The organism is Micromonospora sp. B11E3, from assembly GCF_039871625.1.
Classification (GTDB): Bacteria; Actinomycetota; Actinomycetes; order Mycobacteriales; family Micromonosporaceae; genus Micromonospora.
Window position 1 is genome coordinate 1 of record NZ_JBDPMC010000106.1, and the last position, 18416, is coordinate 18416.

General features: G+C 68.9%; 15 protein-coding genes. 2 read left to right on the forward strand and 13 right to left on the reverse strand.

Annotated elements, in window-relative coordinates; genetic code table 11:
• Nucleotides 1–302: 302 nt before the first annotated feature.
• The 8 genes from ABGB16_RS30465 to ABGB16_RS30500 form a co-directional block, all read right to left on the reverse strand.
• Nucleotides 303–1007 carry an aspartate/glutamate racemase family protein gene (locus tag ABGB16_RS30465; RefSeq protein ID WP_347671527.1) on the reverse strand — a complete coding sequence of 235 codons (705 nt, stop codon included), beginning with the start codon at nt 1005–1007 and terminating at the stop codon, nt 303–305.
• Nucleotides 1008–1778: 771 nt separating this feature from the next.
• On the reverse strand, nt 1779–2990 hold the full coding sequence (locus ABGB16_RS30470) for a histidine decarboxylase (protein ID WP_347671528.1): 1212 nt from the start codon (nt 2988–2990) through the stop codon (nt 1779–1781).
• The gene (locus ABGB16_RS30475) at nt 2987–3676 is read right to left on the reverse strand and encodes a hypothetical protein (protein WP_347671529.1); all 690 of its coding nucleotides are present in this window, start codon (nt 3674–3676) and stop codon (nt 2987–2989) included. Before ABGB16_RS30475 ends, ABGB16_RS30470 begins: the two co-directional genes overlap by 4 nt.
• A gap of 307 nt (nt 3677–3983) precedes the next feature.
• Nucleotides 3984–5429 carry an APC family permease gene (locus ABGB16_RS30480; protein ID WP_347671540.1) on the reverse strand — a complete coding sequence of 482 codons (1446 nt, stop codon included), beginning with the start codon at nt 5427–5429 and terminating at the stop codon, nt 3984–3986.
• 268 nt (nt 5430–5697) lie between these two features.
• On the reverse strand, nt 5698–6390 hold the full coding sequence (locus tag ABGB16_RS30485; protein WP_347671530.1) for an N-acetyltransferase: 693 nt from the start codon (nt 6388–6390) through the stop codon (nt 5698–5700).
• Nucleotides 6387–6887 (reverse strand): hypothetical protein, encoded by a 501-nt coding sequence (locus tag ABGB16_RS30490; protein ID WP_347671531.1) that lies wholly within the window; start codon nt 6885–6887, stop codon nt 6387–6389. The genes ABGB16_RS30485 and ABGB16_RS30490 overlap by 4 nt, the downstream gene beginning before the upstream one ends.
• 927 nt (nt 6888–7814) lie before the next feature.
• On the reverse strand, nt 7815–9398 hold the full coding sequence (locus ABGB16_RS30495; protein ID WP_347671532.1) for an amidase: 1584 nt from the start codon (nt 9396–9398) through the stop codon (nt 7815–7817).
• A gap of 916 nt (nt 9399–10314) precedes the next feature.
• Entirely contained in the window at nt 10315–10962 is a 648-nt protein-coding gene (locus ABGB16_RS30500) for an isochorismatase family protein (protein WP_347671533.1), read from the reverse strand.
• A gap of 156 nt (nt 10963–11118) precedes the next feature.
• Here ABGB16_RS30500 and ABGB16_RS30505 point away from each other — a divergent pair, with 156 nt between their 5' ends.
• Nucleotides 11119–13053, forward strand: a complete 1935-nt coding sequence (locus tag ABGB16_RS30505) for an anthranilate synthase family protein (protein WP_347671534.1) — start codon at nt 11119–11121, stop codon at nt 13051–13053.
• 18 nt (nt 13054–13071) lie between these two features.
• Here ABGB16_RS30505 and ABGB16_RS30510 read toward each other — a convergent pair whose 3' ends face one another.
• Together ABGB16_RS30510 and ABGB16_RS30515 are read right to left on the reverse strand one after the other, a co-directional pair.
• Nucleotides 13072–14652: an FAD-dependent oxidoreductase gene (locus ABGB16_RS30510; RefSeq protein ID WP_347671535.1), complete on the reverse strand. Its 1581-nt coding sequence runs from the start codon at nt 14650–14652 to the stop codon at nt 13072–13074.
• A gap of 10 nt (nt 14653–14662) precedes the next feature.
• Entirely contained in the window at nt 14663–15157 is a 495-nt protein-coding gene (locus ABGB16_RS30515) for a PhzA/PhzB family protein (protein WP_347671536.1), read from the reverse strand.
• A 115-nt stretch (nt 15158–15272) separates the two neighbouring features.
• Between ABGB16_RS30515 and ABGB16_RS30520 the strand changes: the two genes are divergently transcribed.
• A complete protein-coding gene (locus tag ABGB16_RS30520; RefSeq protein ID WP_347671537.1) occupies nt 15273–16160 on the forward strand; it encodes a PhzF family phenazine biosynthesis protein in 888 nt (295 codons plus the stop codon).
• Here the strand turns inward: ABGB16_RS30520 and ABGB16_RS30525 are convergent.
• The 3 genes from ABGB16_RS30525 to ABGB16_RS30535 are packed head-to-tail and all read right to left on the reverse strand — an operon-like array spanning nt 16151 to nt 18349.
• A complete protein-coding gene (locus ABGB16_RS30525) occupies nt 16151–17095 on the reverse strand; it encodes a 2-oxoglutarate and iron-dependent oxygenase domain-containing protein (RefSeq protein WP_347671538.1) in 945 nt (314 codons plus the stop codon). The genes ABGB16_RS30520 and ABGB16_RS30525 overlap by 10 nt on opposite strands.
• Entirely contained in the window at nt 17080–17649 is a 570-nt protein-coding gene (locus ABGB16_RS30530) for a nitroreductase family protein (protein WP_347671539.1), read from the reverse strand. Before ABGB16_RS30530 ends, ABGB16_RS30525 begins: the two co-directional genes overlap by 16 nt.
• Before the next feature lie 31 nt (nt 17650–17680).
• Nucleotides 17681–18349: a UbiX family flavin prenyltransferase gene (locus ABGB16_RS30535; protein ID WP_347671541.1), complete on the reverse strand. Its 669-nt coding sequence runs from the start codon at nt 18347–18349 to the stop codon at nt 17681–17683.
• Between the last annotated feature and the right edge of the window lie 67 nt (nt 18350–18416).

The following is an 18416-nucleotide window of genomic DNA, read 5'->3' on the forward strand; positions in this document are numbered from 1 at the left end:
CCGCGAAGTCCACCTCGGAGTGTTCCACCGACCAATCGCATCAGACAACGGCCGCGTCGCAGCCCCAGCATTCGGCACCGACGGCGGCGTCCAATACATGCTCTACGAAGCCGGACCCCGCCTCGACGCCAGAATCTGCGTCGCCCGGGCGATCTAGCGCTGTGTCCACGAACGTCCACCGGGTTCCGGTGGGTTGTGGATCCTCGCCGTAAATAGCGAGCGGCTCCCCACCGGGTGGTGGGGGGCCACAGTCGGGGGTCCCGACGGCGCGTAGCGGCCCGGCGTGCGGCGCCGGTCGCGGATCAGCTCGGCAACGCGGGTCGCAGCGCGGCGTCGACGGCGGCCTCGACGTGCAGCCGGGTGGTGGGAAAAACCGGGACCGGGCTGTCGTCCGGCGAGATCAGTAGTTCGATCTCGGTGCAGCCGAGGATGACGCCCTGAGCACCGGAGTGAACGAGCCGGTCGATGACCTGCCGGTAGGTCTGCCGCGACGTGTCGCTGACATGACCCAGGCACAGCTCCTGGTAGATGATGCGGTGGACCTCGGCCCGGTCGTCGGCTTCGGGAACGATCACGTTCAGGCCGTGCCCGGCCAGCCGGTCGCGGTAGAAGTCCTGCTCCATCGTGAAGGCGGTACCGAGCAGACCCACCGTGTCCAGACCCGCCGCGCCGACGGCAGCGGCGGTGGCGTCGGCCAGGTGCAGCAGCGGGATGTCGATGGCGGCTTCGACCTGGTCGGCGACCTTGTGCATGGTGTTCGTGCACAGCAGCAACAGGTCGGCGCCCGCGGCCTGCACGGCAGCGGCGGCCCGGCCGAGCAGGTGGCCGGCCTCGTCCCACCGCCCGGTGTTCTGCAGCTGCTCGATGTCGGCGAAGTCGACCGAGTACAGCACGCAGCGGGCCGAGTGCAGACCCCCCAGGCGCTCGCGGACGAATTCGTTGACCAGCCGGTAGTAGTGCGCGCTGGATTCCCAGCTCATCCCGCCGAGCAGTCCGATGGTCAGCATGGGTTCTTCCTATCAGCCGCTCACCCGCGACGGTCGGTGGGCCATTCGAAACGCCCGGCAGGCGATGTCGAATCATCGCCGGTCGCCCACCGACCGTGTCTTGGCGGACTTTTCGTCGCGCCATGCTGGGCCAGCGATCGCAACGTACCTGGACGTTTCGCTCAACGGTGCTGGCAGTTGGGGGCTGGCGCAGCCGGCGGTGGGAGGGGAGAAAGGGCCCACCGCCGGCCACGGGCCGGTGGTATCCCTGCGCATGGGACCGCTGGCAGGGCCGACCCGGCAGTCATTCGGGTTGACTGCCGCCGCCCCGAACCTCGGCAGCTGGGTGCCTACCACTGCCGAGTCCGATGCTTCCGTCAGTGCACGGAGGACGACTTGCGCCGCGCTCACTGACGAGTCGGGTGTCTGCTCTCCGGGCCCGGACCGCCCCACATTGCCGCAGACGCGTTGGTCTGGGCCTCCCCGTACCGGGTGAGGATGTCATGGGCATCTCGCGCCGTCGGGCAGGGCGTCAAGGCGAACTGCCCGAGGTCTTCGCAGCCGCGGCACAAGCCGTCGTCACCGACCTGGTGGGTTGTGAGCACGGTTCGGATCCGCTCGATGACGGTGTGGTCTGCCGGCGGCTGAGGGCTGGAGCGCGCGGCGAGGGCGCGGGCATCCGGCCGGGGCTGGTGCCGGCGTCGTGCCACGGGTACCCGGGGTGAAAGACGTAGCCGGATGGTCATGGTGATCGCCTCCGTGGATCGGTAGACGGTGCCGGATGAGGAACAGTCAACCCCCAGCGGCGCTGGTGCGCGGTTCGGGCGAGAGCCGGGGCTGCGGGATCGGCGCCGGCGGTGCGGCGGCGGCGATGTCGGCGACGAACGCGTCGATCTGACCGCGGGTGACGCCGGGCATGCAGATGATGTGGCTGGTGCCGCCGTCGGTGGCCAGCGGCCAGTTCTTCCGTACCGGTTCGGGTGGGGTGGGAAGGACGACGGTGAACGCGTGGGGGTGCCGCCAGGCGGGCCAACCGGCGGCGGTGAGCTGGTTGACGGCGTAGGCGGCGAGGGTTCGTGCTTCGCTGGCACGCCACCGGTGCCCCTCGCGGCCGTGGGTGGCGATGGCGTGCCACAGCAGCGCGGCGGCCAGGCCGCAGCGGGAACCGGTGATCGTGGTGTCGGCGGTGTCGGTGTAGGCGACGTGGCTGCCGTGGCCGCGCATACTGTCGCGGATGAGCACCACCCCGCAGGGGGTCGGCGTGCCGAGGAACTTGTGTCCTGACACCGCGATGCTGGCGATGCCGCCGGCGTCGTCGAAGCGCAGCCGGCCGTCGAGGGCGAGTGGGATGCCGGACAGGGCCGCGTCGATGTGCAGGTGTCCCTGCACGCCGTTCTCGTCGAGGGCGGCGCGGATGCGGGCGCTGTCGTCCACCGCCTCGGTGAGGGTGGTGCCGGCGGTGGCCACCACGATGGCGGGCCGCCGTCGGCGCTTGCGCAGCTGCGCGGCCAGATGCGCGTAGTCCATCTCCCCGTCCGGACGGGCGCTGATGACCACCCCGCGCGCCCCGAGGATCTCCACCGATTTGGGGATCGAGTAGTGCGCGGCGGTCGAGTAGTAGATACGTGCGGTCGGATGGCGGCGGTGGGCGGCGTGCAGGGCGGACAGGTTGCCTTCGGTGCCGCCCGTGGTGACGTAGCCCCATCGGTCGTCGGTCGGCATGGCCAGGATGTCGGCGACCCAGGCGACGACGGCCCGCTCCAGCGCTCGCGTGTGGGCGCCCCCGCCCGGGTCCGCCGGATCGCCGATGTTGTTCCACAGCCGGTTGCCGAGGCGGGCCATGACCTCGGTCTGGTCGAGGTCCACGGCCGCGGGAAAGCCGATGCTCGTCGCGGCTGCGGCGTTGGCCTCGCGCACCAGGTGGTCGAGAACGGCGGTGATGTCGACCGGTGCGTGGCTGAGGTCCGCGGCATCGGTGAGGCTGCGGGTCGGGGTGTGGGTCACGCCGGCCGCCTGGCGCGCAGGTGCGTGGCGAGGGTGGTGTTCAGCGTGATGAGCTCCCGCCATATCAAGCGGGTCTCGTCGTCGCCCTGCTCGGTGAGGTTGGCGTGGGGATTGTGGTAGGTGATTCGGTCCGGGTCGAGGGTCTTGCTGCAGCGGATCCCGGTGTCGCCCAGGCGGGCCTCGGGGTCGCGGTCGATGTGCATGGCGGTGCGGTCGACCATCACGGCGTAGCACTGGCCCTTGAGGTTGAAGGCCGACATGTAGCGGCCGGCGGCAGCCGCGTCGCGGAGCGTCGCGGCGACCTGGTACCAGCGTCCCTGGTCCGAGTCGAGGGTGCTGACACCGACGCCGACGTACGTGGCGCCCGTGGGCAGGGTCATGTCCCCGCCGTTGACCATGGAGCCCTGGGGCCCGAGAGGACTCCAGGCACGCCCGAAAGTGGCGATGTTGTCCGCTGCCACCTCCGTCAGGTCGCCCAGCAGCCTGGGTAGGTCGTCGGAGTCCGGTGACTGCGGCCAGGTTCGGGTGGCGGTGTACAGCTTGTAGCCATGTGGCTCGGTGAGGGCGTCGCAGGTGTAGAACAGCAGCACGGCGTGTGGGCTGACCGCGTCGCGCCGGCCGAACGCCTGGTCGGCGGCGATGAGGTGGCTGGTGTTGGCCCGCTTGCACCGGTACGCGATCTGCATCCGCAGATCAGCCTGGCGGCGGGCCTCAACCGACGGCCCGTCGTCGAAATGCCTCGGTCCGCTCAGGGACAGGCGTGGACTCGCAGCCGGGGGCGGAGGGACAGGGGTGGCCGGTTGCCCTTGGTGCTCGGCGAGACCCCGGGGTGCCCCGTATCGGGGCGGTGGGACGGGGGCCACGGGCTGCTGCGGGCCTGCGGGCGGCACCGTCGGTGGGCGGGTCGGCCGCCAGGCGGGGTCCAGGGGATCGACGCCGTAGTGCCCACCAGCTGAGGGCATGGCAGAGTGCGTTTCGATCATCGTTCGCCCCTCAGATCGAAATGTGCATGGGATCGGGCACGGCGTGGGTTTTCGGGGTGCCACGGCCGATGCCGGCGTAGACCTCGGGACGCGACTGCCGCAGACTCGCCGCCCAGATCCCACCGATGGCAGCGGCGGCGGCGAGGATCGCGGGCAGCAGGAACGGGTACAGCGATCCGGGCGCGGCACCGAGCAGCGAGCCGACGTTGCCGACCATCAGGGCCAGCACCACCACCCCGCCGAGCACACCCAGCACGGGCGCGAGCCGCCACTCCCACATCCCGGCCCGCTGCCCACGCAGGCTGATCGGTGCCCGGAACGCGGCCACCGACGCGGCCAGCAGCAGGCACAGCAGGCCCATGGCACCCAACGTCGACAGCCAGGTGAACATCACCGTGACGGGGTCAGCGCCGCCGAGCACGAACGCGCCCACCACCACGGTGGCGATACCGGTCTGCGTCAGCGACCCGCCGCGCGGCGCGCTGACCCGGGTGCCGCCGCTGGCCTGGGCGAGGCCGGCGGGCAGGACGCCTTCGCGGGCCATCGCGAACACATACCGCGCGATCACGGCGTGGAACGCGAGCATGCAGGTGATGGCGGCGCCGATCAGCGCCAGCTGACCGAGGAAACCCCACCCGGCGCCGAGGCGGTCCAGGACCGAGAACGGCAGTCCTGCCGCCGGATCAGCGGCCGCCTCGGCGACGGACTGCGGGCCGACCGCCACCCCCATCGCCCACGCGGCGACCGCGTACACCCCGCCGAGCACGACCACGCCGCCGACCGTGGCCCGGCTGACCGACCTGCGGTCGATGGCCTCCTCGACGAAGGACCCCACCCCGTCGACGCCCATGAACGCGGCCACGCAGAAGGCGACCGCGCCGCCGATGCCGCTGACCGCCAACCCCGAGGCGTCGAAGCCCTCCCAGGACAGTCCACCGTTGGCCGGCTGCCCGACACCGGCCAGCACGAACGCCGCCACGATCAGCAGCGACACCGCCAGCACGGCGACCAGGACCCGGGTGGACAGCACGATCGCCCGCACGCCCAGCACCCCGACCACCGCCAGGGCGATACCCGCCCACACCCACCAGGCGCCGCCGAGGTGCGCGGCCATCGTCGCGCCGAACAGCCCGTACAGGCTGGTCTGGATCGCGTTGTAGGCCACCAGGGCGACCAGCCCGGCGGCGACGCCCCAGCCACGACCCAGGCCGTTCGCCAGGATGCCGTAGTAGGCGGCCGGATGTCCGACCTGACGTGCCATCGCCGCGTACCCGGTCGCCAACAGCGCCACCACCCCCGCGACCAGCAGGAACGCCAGCGGCAGCGCGACCACCTGCGTGGTCGCGTAGATCGCCACGATGCCACCGACCAGCACCACCATCGGTGCCGAGGCCGCCGCCCCGAACACCCACAACCCGGACGGAGTCAACGTCCGCCGCGCGAGAGCCACCTGCACATGCGTCGGCTTCACCGCCACTCCCCCCGGTTCGCAGAGTCCGCCGTCACGTCTCCCGCGTCCGTGACGGGAGCACCGGTACGCGTGGTGGTCAGCCTTGCCGGCGACCGCCGTCCGGCATTGAGCTGTCCTGGTGGAGGGGCGGTGGGGGAACAGGTGGCTACGGTCAGCATGAGGGGTGTCTCCTTCGATAGCGGGGAGCGGAGGGCGGCCTGCGGGCCGCGAAGGCAGCGGCAGCAGGTGATCGACTGGGTGCCCGACCGGGCGGTCAGGGAGAACGCGGGGGCGTCGCCGAGATGATCCGACCGCGAAACGGTGTCGCGGTGCGGTGCAGGAGCACCCGGCGTGGCAGTTCACCGGGCTGGCCGCTGCCGGACGGAGGCCGCCACATCCGCCACAGAGCCGGGCCGCCCGGCTCCAGCAGGATCGGCGACCGCGGCTGGTAACCGAGTCGGGCGAGCAGACCGTCCCGGGGGTGGTCGCTGCAGACCTCCGCGTACGACGGCAACCCGTCAGCCTCCAGGACACGGTGGTGGCTGGCGAGCAGCGCCCTTCCGGCTTCACCCTGCCCGGGACGGAACGCGGCGTGAGCGAGGTAGTGGTGCGGCGTGTGGGGAAGCACCGCGTCGACGTACGCGTGCAGCAGGGCGAACCGGGCCGCGTGTGGGCCGAGGAGGCTGTGCAGGTCGTACATCCACGCCGCGGCCGGGGCAGATGGCTCCCACCGCGGATACCAGACCGCGACGGCGGACCGGTCGTCGGTCGTGTCCACCTGGCCGTGCGCCAACCCGCGCCGCAACGCGAACTGCGCGTAGCGGCGCACGACCCCGGGGCGTTCGGCCGCGTCGGGTACCAGCCACGCGCCCAGGCGCCCCGCAGTCAGCGCGTCGGCGATGACCGCAGACAGCGCGGCGACGTCCTCGCCGGTCGCGCGGCGGACGTCCGTGTCCATCAGCTTCATGTCACACTCCTCGGCGCTCGGATGTTGTCGTTGCCTGCGGCCGTCGCGGTCGGAAACGGCCCACCGACGGGTGACGGGCGCTGGTCGGACGCCCACAGCGCCGCACCGGGCGCGTCCTCGTCACCCACCACACCCGCCCGCTCCGCCAAACGGAGCACCCGGCGGCAATCCCGCTCCCAGACCTCGGCCAACTCCGGCTCCCAACTGCCGCCGGCGAACCGCCGTACCGTGTCCACCATCGCCGCCGCGATAACCGTCCCGTGGTACGGGCAGAGCCCGAAACGCCGATACAGCCGGCCCAACACCGCCAGCCCCGCCCGGCGGCCAGCCTGGCCATCCCTGCCCGCGACCAGATGCCCCAGCGTGGCGAAGAAGATCGGCGCGACCTGGGACGGAACGAAGCGCACGCTGCGGTCCTCCATGAACGACCAGAAGTGGTCGGCGGCGCGGTCGAGCGCGGCGAGGGCGCCCGCGAGTGACTGTGCCGGGTCAGTCATCGGCCCGGCCGTTCCTGTGCGGACGACCTCGATCGGGCAGGCCCGCGAGGGCCGCGCAGTGGAGCGACCTGGGGCCGGACGGCCGGACCGCAGGGCCGGATCGGTAGAGCCGCTCGTCTGCACCTCGACGAGACAGGGCTTGCATCCGCCGCTGGACGGTTACGTCCTCGGCCGCGGCGGTTCCGGTTGCGAGCGCCATTGCTGCCCTCCTCCGACCTGTTTCCCTTGAGGCAAGGTTCGTTCGTCGGGCACTGAGAGACATCGGGCAGCTCACTGATATTTGGGGCCGTGCCCGTACCGCACCGCCCGTGTGGCGGTGCGGGCCCGGGCAGCGGCGGGGTGCTCCGACGCGTGGTTCGCGGCGGCGAAACGCCGCAAGGCCGGCAACGCTTCGGCGCGGACTCCGAGGCGGCGGCGGGGTTGGCGGCGGCGCAGATACCGCGGCACGTTCACCCTCGGCGGCCGGCGGGTGCGCATCCCCACGGTGAAGGGCACCCGGCGTTGTGGGCTCGCCTGGCGCGGGGGTGCCGTACCCAGCGGAGGGTCGGCATCGGCGGACCCAGCACCCCGGCAGCCACCCCGATGCTGCCCGGGGTGGTCCCGCACCGTCGAGCCGGCCGGCACCTACCCGGTGCCGGCCGGTCCCGACGTGGCCCCCGCCGCCCCACCCCGGGGCGGCGCGAGGGTCAACCCTTTCACCGACAGATATCCCGCGGCCGGCCGTCCAAGCCCAGCAGCAGGGTCGTACGTTGACCACGCCCGCGACTGTTCTTTGCCGTCATCCCGTGTAGACGGCAGAAATGATCAACCAAGAGTCGCGGGCCCTCTACCCCTCACACCACGCCTGCCTGCCCACTCACGTTCGAATAGCCACTCTTATAAGAATGAGCAGGAAGAGGAACGCCTCCACCCTGCGGTATCACTGGTCTACCGCAGGTAGCGGTGGTACCAGGGGTTGTACTTTTCGTAGGCAGCGGCGGCGGTAATGACCTCGTCATCCCGCTTCATGCGACCGATGACCTGCAAACCAACCGGCAACGCCGGGCCCCCCAGGGGGTTCGCCGCGAAGCCGGCCGGCAGACTCATCGCGGGATGACCGCTGAAGTTGACCGGATAGGTCAAGCACCAACCAATCTGCGGATCGACGGCGACACCGTTGACGGCCGACGGGCCGAGAGTATTGCCATCCTTCGCGTTCTGAACGCCCACGACGGCAACCGTCGGCGTGACTATGTAGTCATAGGCCCCCAGCACGGCGTTGAGCTTGTGCAGCACGTCGGACCGCAGGAAGTCCAGATGCCGGTACTCTTCGGCCAAAAGCCTCTCCGACCGGTCGAGCATGGCAGCAAACTGCGGCGTCAACTGCTCCTTGCGCTCGCGTAGATCCACAGGAATGCCGAACTCCAGGAACAGGTCCCGGGCGTGGCCGTACAAGCCGGCCTGCATGAGCACCCAGGTGTCGGCGAAGTGCTGGCTGGTCAGCGGCCGCCGGTTCCTGCCGCCCAGATCGGTGACCTGGATCTCGTCGAGCCCCAGCTTCACCTGGTCAACCACTGCCCCGGCCTTTACGAAAGCCTGGAGGGCTTGGCTGACAACACGCCCAACTGGCGCCTCCACCGGGAACAGATCCATGTCCGGCGAGTAGGCGATGCGCCTACCCGCGAGCGGAAGCGTGCCCTCCACGCCGCCACGAAACGCGCCGATGTAGTCCAGCGAACCGTCCATACTCAACGGATCGCCCTCGTACGGACCGCTGATGGCCTGCATCAGCATGGCCACGTCTGCCACCGTCCGTGCCATGGGCCCGGGGGTGAAGAACGGCGCCGCGGCAAACGGCGGAGCATCCTGCGGCCAGCGACCGACACTCGGCTTGAGTGCCGCGATGTTGCACATGGCCGCCGGGATACGAACACTGCCGCCCGCGTCGGAGCCCTGCGTGAGGGCCGTCATGAACGACGCCACGGCAGCGGCCGAACCGCCGCTGGAACCACCGGCGTTGAACCGAGGGTCGAACGGGGTGCTTGTCGGGCCGTGGACCTTGTTGTCGGTGGTGCCCTTGTGACCGAACTCGGGAGTGTTGGTCTTGCCCGGCACCACCACGCCCGCATCGAGTGCACGCTGGATGTAGACCGAGGTGAAGGGCGGCACGAACCCCAAGTCAGCCATCGGCCTGGAGCCAAAGTCGTTGGGGACGCCCGCCAGGAAGTCGAACAGGGCCTTGACGCCGAAGGTCAGCCCATCCAGCATTCGCGGATTGCCCAGCCGGTATCGTTCCTCGGACTGCGCCGCGGCATCACGCGCCAACTGCTCCGTAACGTACACGAAGGCGTTCAGTCGCGGGTTAACCAGCCGCAGCCGGCGCAAGTGCGCCTCGGTCAGGTCCACGGCAGAGACGCGGTTCCGCGCCCGATTGAGCAGCGCCAACTGCTCATAGGCAGGCAGGAACACCAGTTCGTCAGCCGCGGGTACTGCCTTCTCCTCGTTGCCGTACTGAGCGAACTGCTTGAGCAACCAACTCCAGTTGCCAGATGCGGCCTGGGCGCTTGCCGGACCGGACACAAATTCCGAGCCAGCAACAGCAGCCGCCGAGCTTGCCAGCGCAATTATTCGCCTACGAGTCAACCGCACGATAAAGTCCTCTCCGAGAGAGCTTGCGCTAGTGCCAGATTGCAGCTAACAGCCAGTGCGGCAGCCGCCGTTTGAGATCTTGCTACTGAAGAGGGGTGGGCACGAGGCGGCCACCGGGTGATCGCCTGTGCGTTGTGGATACAACGTCAGATCTTGCAGTGGCTGCCTGCGCGGCGCATCGGCTGTTCGGTGGAACATGTGCTGGCCAGGGCGCCGGGTGCTGCGCGGGCTGGTTCGAGCGGACGAAGCCGCGACGGGCGGCGGGGGCGGAGCAGGCTGGTGGTGACCGGCCCGGTGGCTGGACGCGATCCTGGCGGTCGACGAGACCGGTGATCCGAATCCACGCAACGCGTACTTGACGGCCACACGTAGTCCGACGCGAGTTCGACCGTCCAAGGTCAACGGTGCCGGTTCAGGTCCTGCGTACCCCCGCCTGCTCAACGAGCGACGGTTTCCTCGCCTGTCACGGCGATCGCCCGCCTGTCCGCCTGGGATGTGGCGGTGGTCCGGCTGGCGAGTCAGCCGCGGATGGCTGCGGTGAGCAGGTCCGGGTCCAGGGCCTGCAGCATCCGGCGAATCATCGCCTCCGATGGGCACCGGTCCGGGGCTTCGACCTCAACTTTCGCAGGCTGGCATGCGGCACGGCGCATGAGTCGGTGCTGCGTCGGCGCGGCATGGTTCCTGAACGTCTGCCATGGCCCGGTCTACGCCTCTGTCAGGAATTCAACGGCGAGGGCTGTCCACGTGAAGCCGCCGCCGGCCGGTGCTACCCGTCGCGAGCCTTGCGCGGGAGCCGTTGTCAGCCGGCGCTTCTCGACAGGTCCGCCAGCAGGGTCGCCGTGTCGGGAGTGGCCGCGCACAGTCGCCCCGCGTAGTCCAGTGCGAGGCGGTGCTGTTCTGGGGAGAAGTCCGCGATCGCGTCGGCGACCAGGAACGGCTGGATGTCGTTGGTGAAGGCGTCGCACGCGGTGGCCAGGCAGCCGACGTGCGCGTAGACCCCACAGACAATCAGTTGGTCCCGCCCGCGCTTGACCAGCTCGTCGAGCAACGGGGAACGGTGAAACGCGCTGTAGCGCCACTTGGTGAACACGCGATCGGCCTCGCCGGGGGCCAACTCGGCCACGATCGAGGTGTGCTCCGGCGCGCTGGTCATCCCCGCGCCCCAGACATCCTTGAGCAGACCGCGCTGCTGATCGGTCATCCGGCCCGGTTGGGCGGTGTAGAACACCGGGACACCCAGCTCCACGCACCGCTGCCGCAGGCGGCCCACATTGTCGATCAGAACCGTTCTCGGGGGTTGGTCCGGCGGGAAGAAGTCGACGAAGTAGTTCTGCATGTCGTGGATCAACAGTGCCGACCGCTCGGCGGATGCACGCCACGAAACGACGCCATCGGGCAATTCGGATCGTTCCGGCATAGGGTACGGAGCGATGGTGGATATGCTCATGCTGTCTCACTCTGTGCGGTTGCGGTGCCGCAGCGTACAACTCGAAGAAGTCATAGCTGTCGCTCCAGTCACACTTTCTGGATCTTCCTTCCCGCAGGAGCATAATGCCCTCCAGGGTCCCCCTGCCCTATCGCTCCTGGATTGGGAGAAGAAGACGTGGATACGCCCAGCATGGCATCCCCTGCGTCGCCGATCAACCGTCTATTCGCACCGGACGCGCCGCCGTTCGCCCTTTTGTACCGCCCCGGCCGAGGGTCTTTCGTCGAGATCCTGGTCGGCGATGTGGAGGCATCCGCGTCTCTCGACGACATCCCACTGCCGCCCGGGACGGCTGGCGCGCCGACCAACGACGTGCTGGTGGTGGTGCCGTACCGGCAACTCGCCGAGCGGGGTTTCGCCTGCAACGACGACCACGCCCCGCTCCTCGTGTTGAGAATTCGCGAGCAGGAGCGCATTTCCTTGCACGATGCCCTGCTCGCGTTTCCCCGGGATCCCGTAACGCTCACCGATGCCCATTTCGACATCGAGGACAGAGAGTACGCCGACATTGTGCGCGCGGTGCTGACCGAGGAAATCGGACAGGGACGGGGGTCCAATTTCGTCATCAAGCGCACCTTCCTCGCCGACATCCCGCACTATTCGATCAGGTCTGCCCTGTCGATTTTCTCCCGCCTGCTCACCGCCGAACAGGGCTCCTACTGGACCTTCCTTGTCCACGCCAACGGGCGCACGTTCGTGGGGGCCAGCCCGGAGCTGCACGCCGGCCTGTCCTCGGGCACCGTCGTGATGAACCCGATCAGCGGCACCCACCGGTATCCGCCGCAGGGGCCCGACCTGCCGGAGCTGCTCGCCTTCCTCGGCGACCCCAAGGAAACCGACGAGCTGAACATGGTCCTGGACGAAGAGCTGAAGGCGATGGCGGGAATGTGCCCGCTCGGTGGCAGCCTGACCGGTCCCACGCTCAGGGAGATGGCCCGGCTCGCGCACACCGAGTACCTGCTGTCCGGCCACACTGCGCACGGCCCTCGCGACGTGCTGCGCGCGACCATGTTCGCGCCTACAGTCGTGGGCAGTCCGTTGGAGAGCGCGTGCGAGGTGGTCGCCAGGTACGAGCCGACGGGCCGCGGCTACTACGCAGGTGCCGTGGCCGTGATCGGCAGCGACGAGTCGGGCGAGCCCGAGATGGACTCCGCAATCCTCATCCGCACCGCCGAGATCGACGCCAGCGGCCGGCTGCGTGTCGGAGTCGGTGCGACGCTGGTGCGGCACTCCGATCCCGACTCGGAGGTCGCCGAGACCCACGCCAAGATCTCCGGACTGCTGTCAGCGTTCTGTGCGGACGACGACCCACAAGGCCAGCAGTCCGCTCCGCGCGCGCCGTTGGCGGAGGATTCAGCGGTACGCGCGATCCTGGCGCGGCGGGAGGACAGGCTCGCCTCGTTCTGGCGCCGAAACCCTCACCACCGGCAGGCGGTGGACCCCCAGCTGGTCGGGCGGCGTGTGCTCGTCGTGGACGCCGAGGACGGCTTCACCGCGATGCTGGGCGCCCAACTGTCCGCGCTCGGGCTGGTCGCGACCATCCAGCGGTACACCGAGAGCACCGGCCCCCTCGACTACGACCTGGTCGTGCTGGGACCGGGGCCGGGCAACCCGCTCGACCACCGGAACCCCAAGATGGCCGTGCTGCGCGAGCTCACCAGGGGCGGGCTCCGTGCTGCCGTACCACTGCTGTCGGTGTGCCTGAGCCACCAGGTCCTCGCCGCGCTGCTGGGGCTGCGCATCGTCCGCAAGGCGGTGCCCAACCAGGGACGGCAGGCGGAGATCACCCTGTTCGGCACCAGGCGGACCGTGGGCTTCTACAACACGTTCGCGGCGTTGTCCGACCACGACCGTCTGTACCACGCCGGGCTGTCGGCTCCGGTGGAGGTCTGCCGGGACCCGGTCACCCGCGAGGTGCACGCGCTGCGCGGCCCCGGCTTCACCTCCCTGCAGTTCCACCCGGAATCGGTGTTGTCACTGGACGGCCTGGAGATCCTGAGAGAGACCCTGAGGCCGCTGCTGGCCGCCTCGACGACCGTGGCCTCTTCCTGACGGGCGCCCTCGGCGCCCTCAGTCGGTCGCCGCGGCCCTACCGGCCAGCACGCCGAAGGTGAGCGCCTGGCCAAGTGTCGCGCCGGTGCCGGGATAGGCCAGCCCGAACGGACTGGCCGCCGCGTTGCCCGCCGCGTACAGACCGGGTATCACCGAACCGTCCGCGCGGGCCACGCGGCCGTGCTCGTCGGTGCGCGGTCCGCCCTTCGTGCCCCCGAGCCCGGCGTGCACCGGCACGGCGAAGTACGGCGGCTCGGTCAACGGCCGCAGGGTCACGTGCTCAGCATTGACGTCCCCGAGCGCGCGGTCGTACGCCCCGGTGCCGCGGCCGAACTCGAGATCCTCACCGGACCCGGCAGCCCGGTTGAACCGGGCGACCGTGTCGACGAGCACGTCGCGGGACACGCCGATGCGGTCGGCGAGTTCGGGGACGCTGCCCGCCCGCAGCAGCCACTCCGGCTCCGGATCGCCCGGCCGCACCGAGCCGATCGGGTAGCGCCCGCGCGCCGAGGCGTCGAACACCAGCCACGACGGGTCGGCGTCGAAGCGGAAGTCCGACGCGGAGAAGGCGTGCATTGCCCGGCCGACGTCGTTGTAGTTCTGCGCCTCGTTGGTGAACCGTCGCCCGTGCCTGCCCACCATGATGACCCCGGGACGTGCCCGCTCGGCGAACAGCATCCGGTGCACCGGCTGCCCGTCGATCTCGTCGCCGGGGACCCGGATGGTAGGACACCACCACGCCTCGGACATGTTGCCCAACGCGGCGCCCGCCGCCATCGCCAGCCGGAGTCCGTCTCCGCGGGCGCCAGGAGCGCCGATCAGACCGCGCACCGGAGCGCGCAGGAACGCCCGCAGCAGGACGGGATCGCGCTCGAACCCGCCCGTGGCCAGCACGACCCGCGCGCGCCGTGGGCGGTCGCCGATGACCACGCCGTCCGGCGACAGCCTGGTCACCCTGGTCGCGGGCAAGACCACGACGCCGGCGTCGAGCGCCGCGGTGAGCAGCGCGGCGACCAACGCCTGCCCACCGACCACCGTACCCGTGCGGCGGCGCTCAGCCGCTAGTTCAGCCGACATGCCCCCCGCGGCCAACTCCGTCAACGTGAGCGGGGGCCGCCACGGCAGTGGTGGGCGGATTCGCGCCAGCGCCTCCTCAGGCACCGCCAGCGGCTGGGGTTCCAGCGAACGGACGCCCGCGCCCATGCCGCCGGGTCGCTCCCGGTGGCAGTCCGGGTAGGGCAGCACCTGCCAGCGCAGAGCCGTGTTCCGCTCCAGCCACTGGGCGGCCTTCGGCGCCTCGACGACGAACTGCTCCAGCAGCGCGGGTGCGGTGTCGCCGACCGCCAGGGACTCCAGGTATCGGCGGGCCAACTCCGGGGCGTCCACACCGGACTCACCGCGGTGTACGTGGTTGCCGGGCACCCACACCGCACCGCTGGACAGGGCTGTGGTGCCGCCGATCGTCGAGGTTGCCTCGACCAGCGTCACCCGGGCGCCGGCAATCCTCGCGGCCAGCGCCGCGCTCAGTCCGGCTGCTCCCGAACCGAGCACGACCACCTGCGGCCGGCCCGGGGCGCGGTGCTGTTCGTGGACGGACATGGTCACTGCCCTACTTGGGGATGCCGCCCCGTCTGACGACGGGAACCTCGATGCCCAGCGCGCGCATCTGCTCGCACGGGTTCATGAACTCGCGGATCTCGGTGATCTTCCCGTCGGCCAGCTTGAAGGAGTGGATGAAGTGGTTGCGGTAGAAGCCGGGCGGGTAATCCGGGAAGAGGATCTGCCCCTCGCCGTCGCACTCGACCCAGAAGTGGTTCGGGTCCTGCGTCTCGAACACCTGGATGTTGAACCACTTCCAGTCCGGGAAGCAGTCCAGCGACCACGCCGCCATCTCGGCGAGCTTCTCCCGGCCCTGCACGGCAGCGGGCTCCCCGGTGTCCGTGGTCCACAGCCCACCGCGCGCGTCCTCGGCGAACAGCCGGTGCCGCTGCAACCGTGGCGGCCCCTCGGTCACCCGGAGATATTCCTCCACCACCGCCCTGTTCCGTTGCCGCAACGCCTGGTCGGCATCGAAGCCGCGCCCTGTGGGGAGATTCTCGGACATGTCTGGATCCTCTGATCTGCATGGGGGTCGGTGGCAGGGGAAATGATCCTTTACTGCAACTCCCCTGGCAAGACCGCGCTGGAGCCGGTGGACCAGCCCACATATCGTCTTGAGCATGTACCGGTACATGATCGTCGACGTCTTCACGGAGACCCCGCTGGCAGGCAACCCGGTCGCCGTCCTGCTCGACGCGACCGGGCTGACGACCGGCCAGATGCAGTCGATCGCTGTGGAGACCCACCTGTCGGAGACCACGTTCGTGCTTCCCCCGCGGGGTGCCGCCGACGTCCGGGTCCGCATCTTCACGCCGACCGGTGAACTGCCGTTCGCCGGGCACCCCACGCTGGGGACAGCCGTCGCACTGGCCCAGTCCACCGCACGCCGTACCCTGATCATGGAAACGATGGTCGGCGACGTGGAATTCACGTTCGACCGCACCGACGACCGGGTGGTGTCGGCCAGCATGCGCCAGCCCGTCCCGGCATGGGAGCCCTACGAGCACGCGGCCACGCTGGCCGGGGGACTGGGGGTGTCGCCGGCGGAGCCAATCGTGTACGCCTACCGCAACGGGCCGAGGCACGTGCTGTTCCCGGTGCGAGACGTCGAGGAGTTGTCGCGACTGCAGCCCGATCTCCGGGTTCTCTCGACGCTGCCCGACATGAGCGCCTTCTGCTTCGCAGGCCACGGCACCCATTGGCGTGCTCGGATGTTCTCCCCGGCCTACGGGGTGGCCGAGGACGCCGCGACCGGCTCGGCAGCCGGACCGCTCGCGGTACACCTGGCACGGCACGGCAGGATCGGCTACGGCAAGCAGATCGAGATCCGGCAGGGCGTCGAGATGGGACGCCCCTCGACGATGCTGGCGACCGCGTGGGGCCAGGGTGACAGGTTCGAGGCGGTGGAGGTGGCCGGAGCGGCCGTGATCGTCGGGCGTGGCGAGTTTCTGATCGAGGGAGCGGCGAGGTCGGAACCAGCTACAGTGCAGCCGTCGCTCTATCGATAAAGGTCGAGCATCGACTTCAGATAGTCGCCTACGGTGATAACCGTTCGGGAACTCTCCGGCTGCTGCCCGTCACTTCTACCGCACAGCGGATCCAGCGGTGTTTCGGGATTAGGGTTGAAGAAGTATACAAGTGACTGGCGGCGTGCCGCTCCCGCCGGATTACAGACCCTGTGCTGGGCAGCGGTCCACCGCCCGCCAACCCAGTCCGCGAGCATCCGACCTGCGTTGACCAGGAATGTGTACGGTCGCGTCGGCACTTGATGCCATTGGCCTGAAATATCTTGGACTTCCAGCCCGTCGCCCGTAGCTGAAAGGATCGTGACGCAGTTGCGGTCGCGGTGCTCGCCGAATCGCATTTGACCAGGCCTCGCGTCAACCGTCGGCGGATAATTGATCGACGCCAGCCAGCTGAGCTGGCGGTCAGATCGATTCCGCAGCGATTCGGCCGGCAGGCCCAATGCAACTGAGATGATGTCGGTCAACTTGAGTGCGAGCGAAGCCATGGACTCGTAGTAGGCGACCAGAGCCGGGCGGAGTTCTGGGACACCCGCCGGCCAAATATTCGTCGACGCGGCGGACGCAGAACTGTGCAGACCGTGTGAAGAATCAGGCCCCAGCGAGAACGTCTCTTTCATGTCCGGCGATGACTGCGCGTTTCGTGTCGAGGCACGAAGGGTGCCCAGTCCCCGGTAGCCCAAGAAGCCGTCGGATGGAGTGCTGAGCATCTTTTCTTGCGTCGGCTGGTCGAAGAACCTTCGCGAGGCAGCGAAGGCATCGTCAATAACCGACGTTGATACGCCGTGTCCGACCAGACTGAAGAACCCGTACTGGCGAAATGCGCATTCGAGCTTCTCGGCAACCTCACTGGCGGGCCGTCCTAGTGAAGCGAACTCGTGAATGTCGATCGTCGGTACGGTGGTCAGAACCCGATCCATGTCAACCTTCCCGGCGTTCGCTGCGCGGCACTGGGCTGTTCATCCGGATAACCCAATGGCGTGATGCAGGTGATCTTCTGATCCGTGCCGACGCCGAGCATTGCGTTGATCTCTGCCTCGCGGATCCTCATGACGTCTGTCCACACTGTTCCGAGTCCTGTGGCATGAGCTGCGAGAAATAGGTTCTGCACAGAAAGTGCGGCTCCTATGTCGTCAAAATCGCCGCCAGGCAGGAGGCCGGCATACACCACCACGAGAACCGGGGCATTCCCGTACGTACGATAGAACTCCATAAGCACGTCGACCTCATCTGGCCTGTCCGGAAGCGCCTCCTCCAGGACAGTACGAACCTCAGGAAGCGCATCGACGCAGAGATCCTGCAACCTACGCCTCTGCTCTCCCTGAACGATGAAGAAGCGCGACTTTTGGAGACCCCAGCCAGAGGGAGCCATCAACGCCAAGTTGAATACGCGTTCAAGCGTGTCACGCGAAACATCATCTCGACGGTACCGCCGAATGCTTCGCCGCATCGCCAAGGCTTCTTCCAGTTCCACCGGCACACCCTTCCCTTACCTATTATTTGAGTTATTCAGCGCCGTTCACATGACCGAGGCTGTCAACGAGCGCCAGGTCGTCCGACCCGACGGTGGCACGTGGACGGGAAGGGTTGGAGTGCAGGCGCCGGGTGACCCCCCACCGGACGGTCAGGTCGTTGTCGATCCGGAGCTGATCCAGGACCCGGGCCACGATGTGGCGGATGAAATCATCGATGGTTTCGGGGTGGTTGTAGAACGCCGGCATCGGCGGCACGATCGACACACCCATCTCACTCAACGTGAGAAGGTTACGCAGATGGATCGTGTTCAGCGGGGTCTCCCGCGGCACCACGACCAGCTTGCGCTGCTCCTTGAGCGTCACATCCGCAGCCCGCACGATGAGTTTGTCCGCGATTCCGTGCGCGAGGGCGGCGAGAGTGTTCATCGAACACGGGATGATCACCATGCCGTCGGCGGGGAACGACCCGCTCGACACCGCTGCCGCTTGATTGCCGTACTGGTAGTAGGTGTCCGCCAGGTCGCGGACCTCCGCGACCGTGTAGTCGGTCTCGATCCGGATCGTCCGTTCAGCCCAGTCGCTGAGCACCAGATGCGTCTCCACGTCCAACGCCCGTAACGCTTCCAGCAGCCGAATACCGGCTCTTCGAACTTGAGCGGGGTTTGTGGCTGAGCCGACCCGAGAGTGAAGGGCTCGCAGCCCGTCAGTGATCATCTGAGTGTCTAGTTCGGATGGTCACAAGTGATGAGCTGCGAGCATGATCAAC

What these genes read in the sequence shown, in the direction of transcription:
- ABGB16_RS30465 (WP_347671527.1), bottom strand. Translation starts at nt 1,007, where the DNA reads ATGCTGACCATCGGACTGCTCGGCGGGATGAGCTGGGAATCCAGCGCG.
- ABGB16_RS30510 (WP_347671535.1), bottom strand. Translation starts at nt 14,652, where the DNA reads ATGTCCGTCCACGAACAGCACCGCGCCCCGGGCCGGCCGCAGGTGGTC.
- ABGB16_RS30515 (WP_347671536.1), bottom strand. Translation starts at nt 15,157, where the DNA reads ATGTCCGAGAATCTCCCCACAGGGCGCGGCTTCGATGCCGACCAGGCG.
- ABGB16_RS30500 (WP_347671533.1), bottom strand. Translation starts at nt 10,962, where the DNA reads ATGAGCATATCCACCATCGCTCCGTACCCTATGCCGGAACGATCCGAA.
- ABGB16_RS30525 (WP_347671538.1), bottom strand. Translation starts at nt 17,095, where the DNA reads ATGGATCGGGTTCTGACCACCGTACCGACGATCGACATTCACGAGTTC.
- ABGB16_RS30475 (WP_347671529.1), bottom strand. Translation starts at nt 3,676, where the DNA reads ATGCAGATCGCGTACCGGTGCAAGCGGGCCAACACCAGCCACCTCATC.
- ABGB16_RS30490 (WP_347671531.1), bottom strand. Translation starts at nt 6,887, where the DNA reads ATGACTGACCCGGCACAGTCACTCGCGGGCGCCCTCGCCGCGCTCGAC.
- ABGB16_RS30485 (WP_347671530.1), bottom strand. Translation starts at nt 6,390, where the DNA reads ATGAAGCTGATGGACACGGACGTCCGCCGCGCGACCGGCGAGGACGTC.
- ABGB16_RS30520 (WP_347671537.1), top strand. Translation starts at nt 15,273, where the DNA reads ATGTACCGGTACATGATCGTCGACGTCTTCACGGAGACCCCGCTGGCA.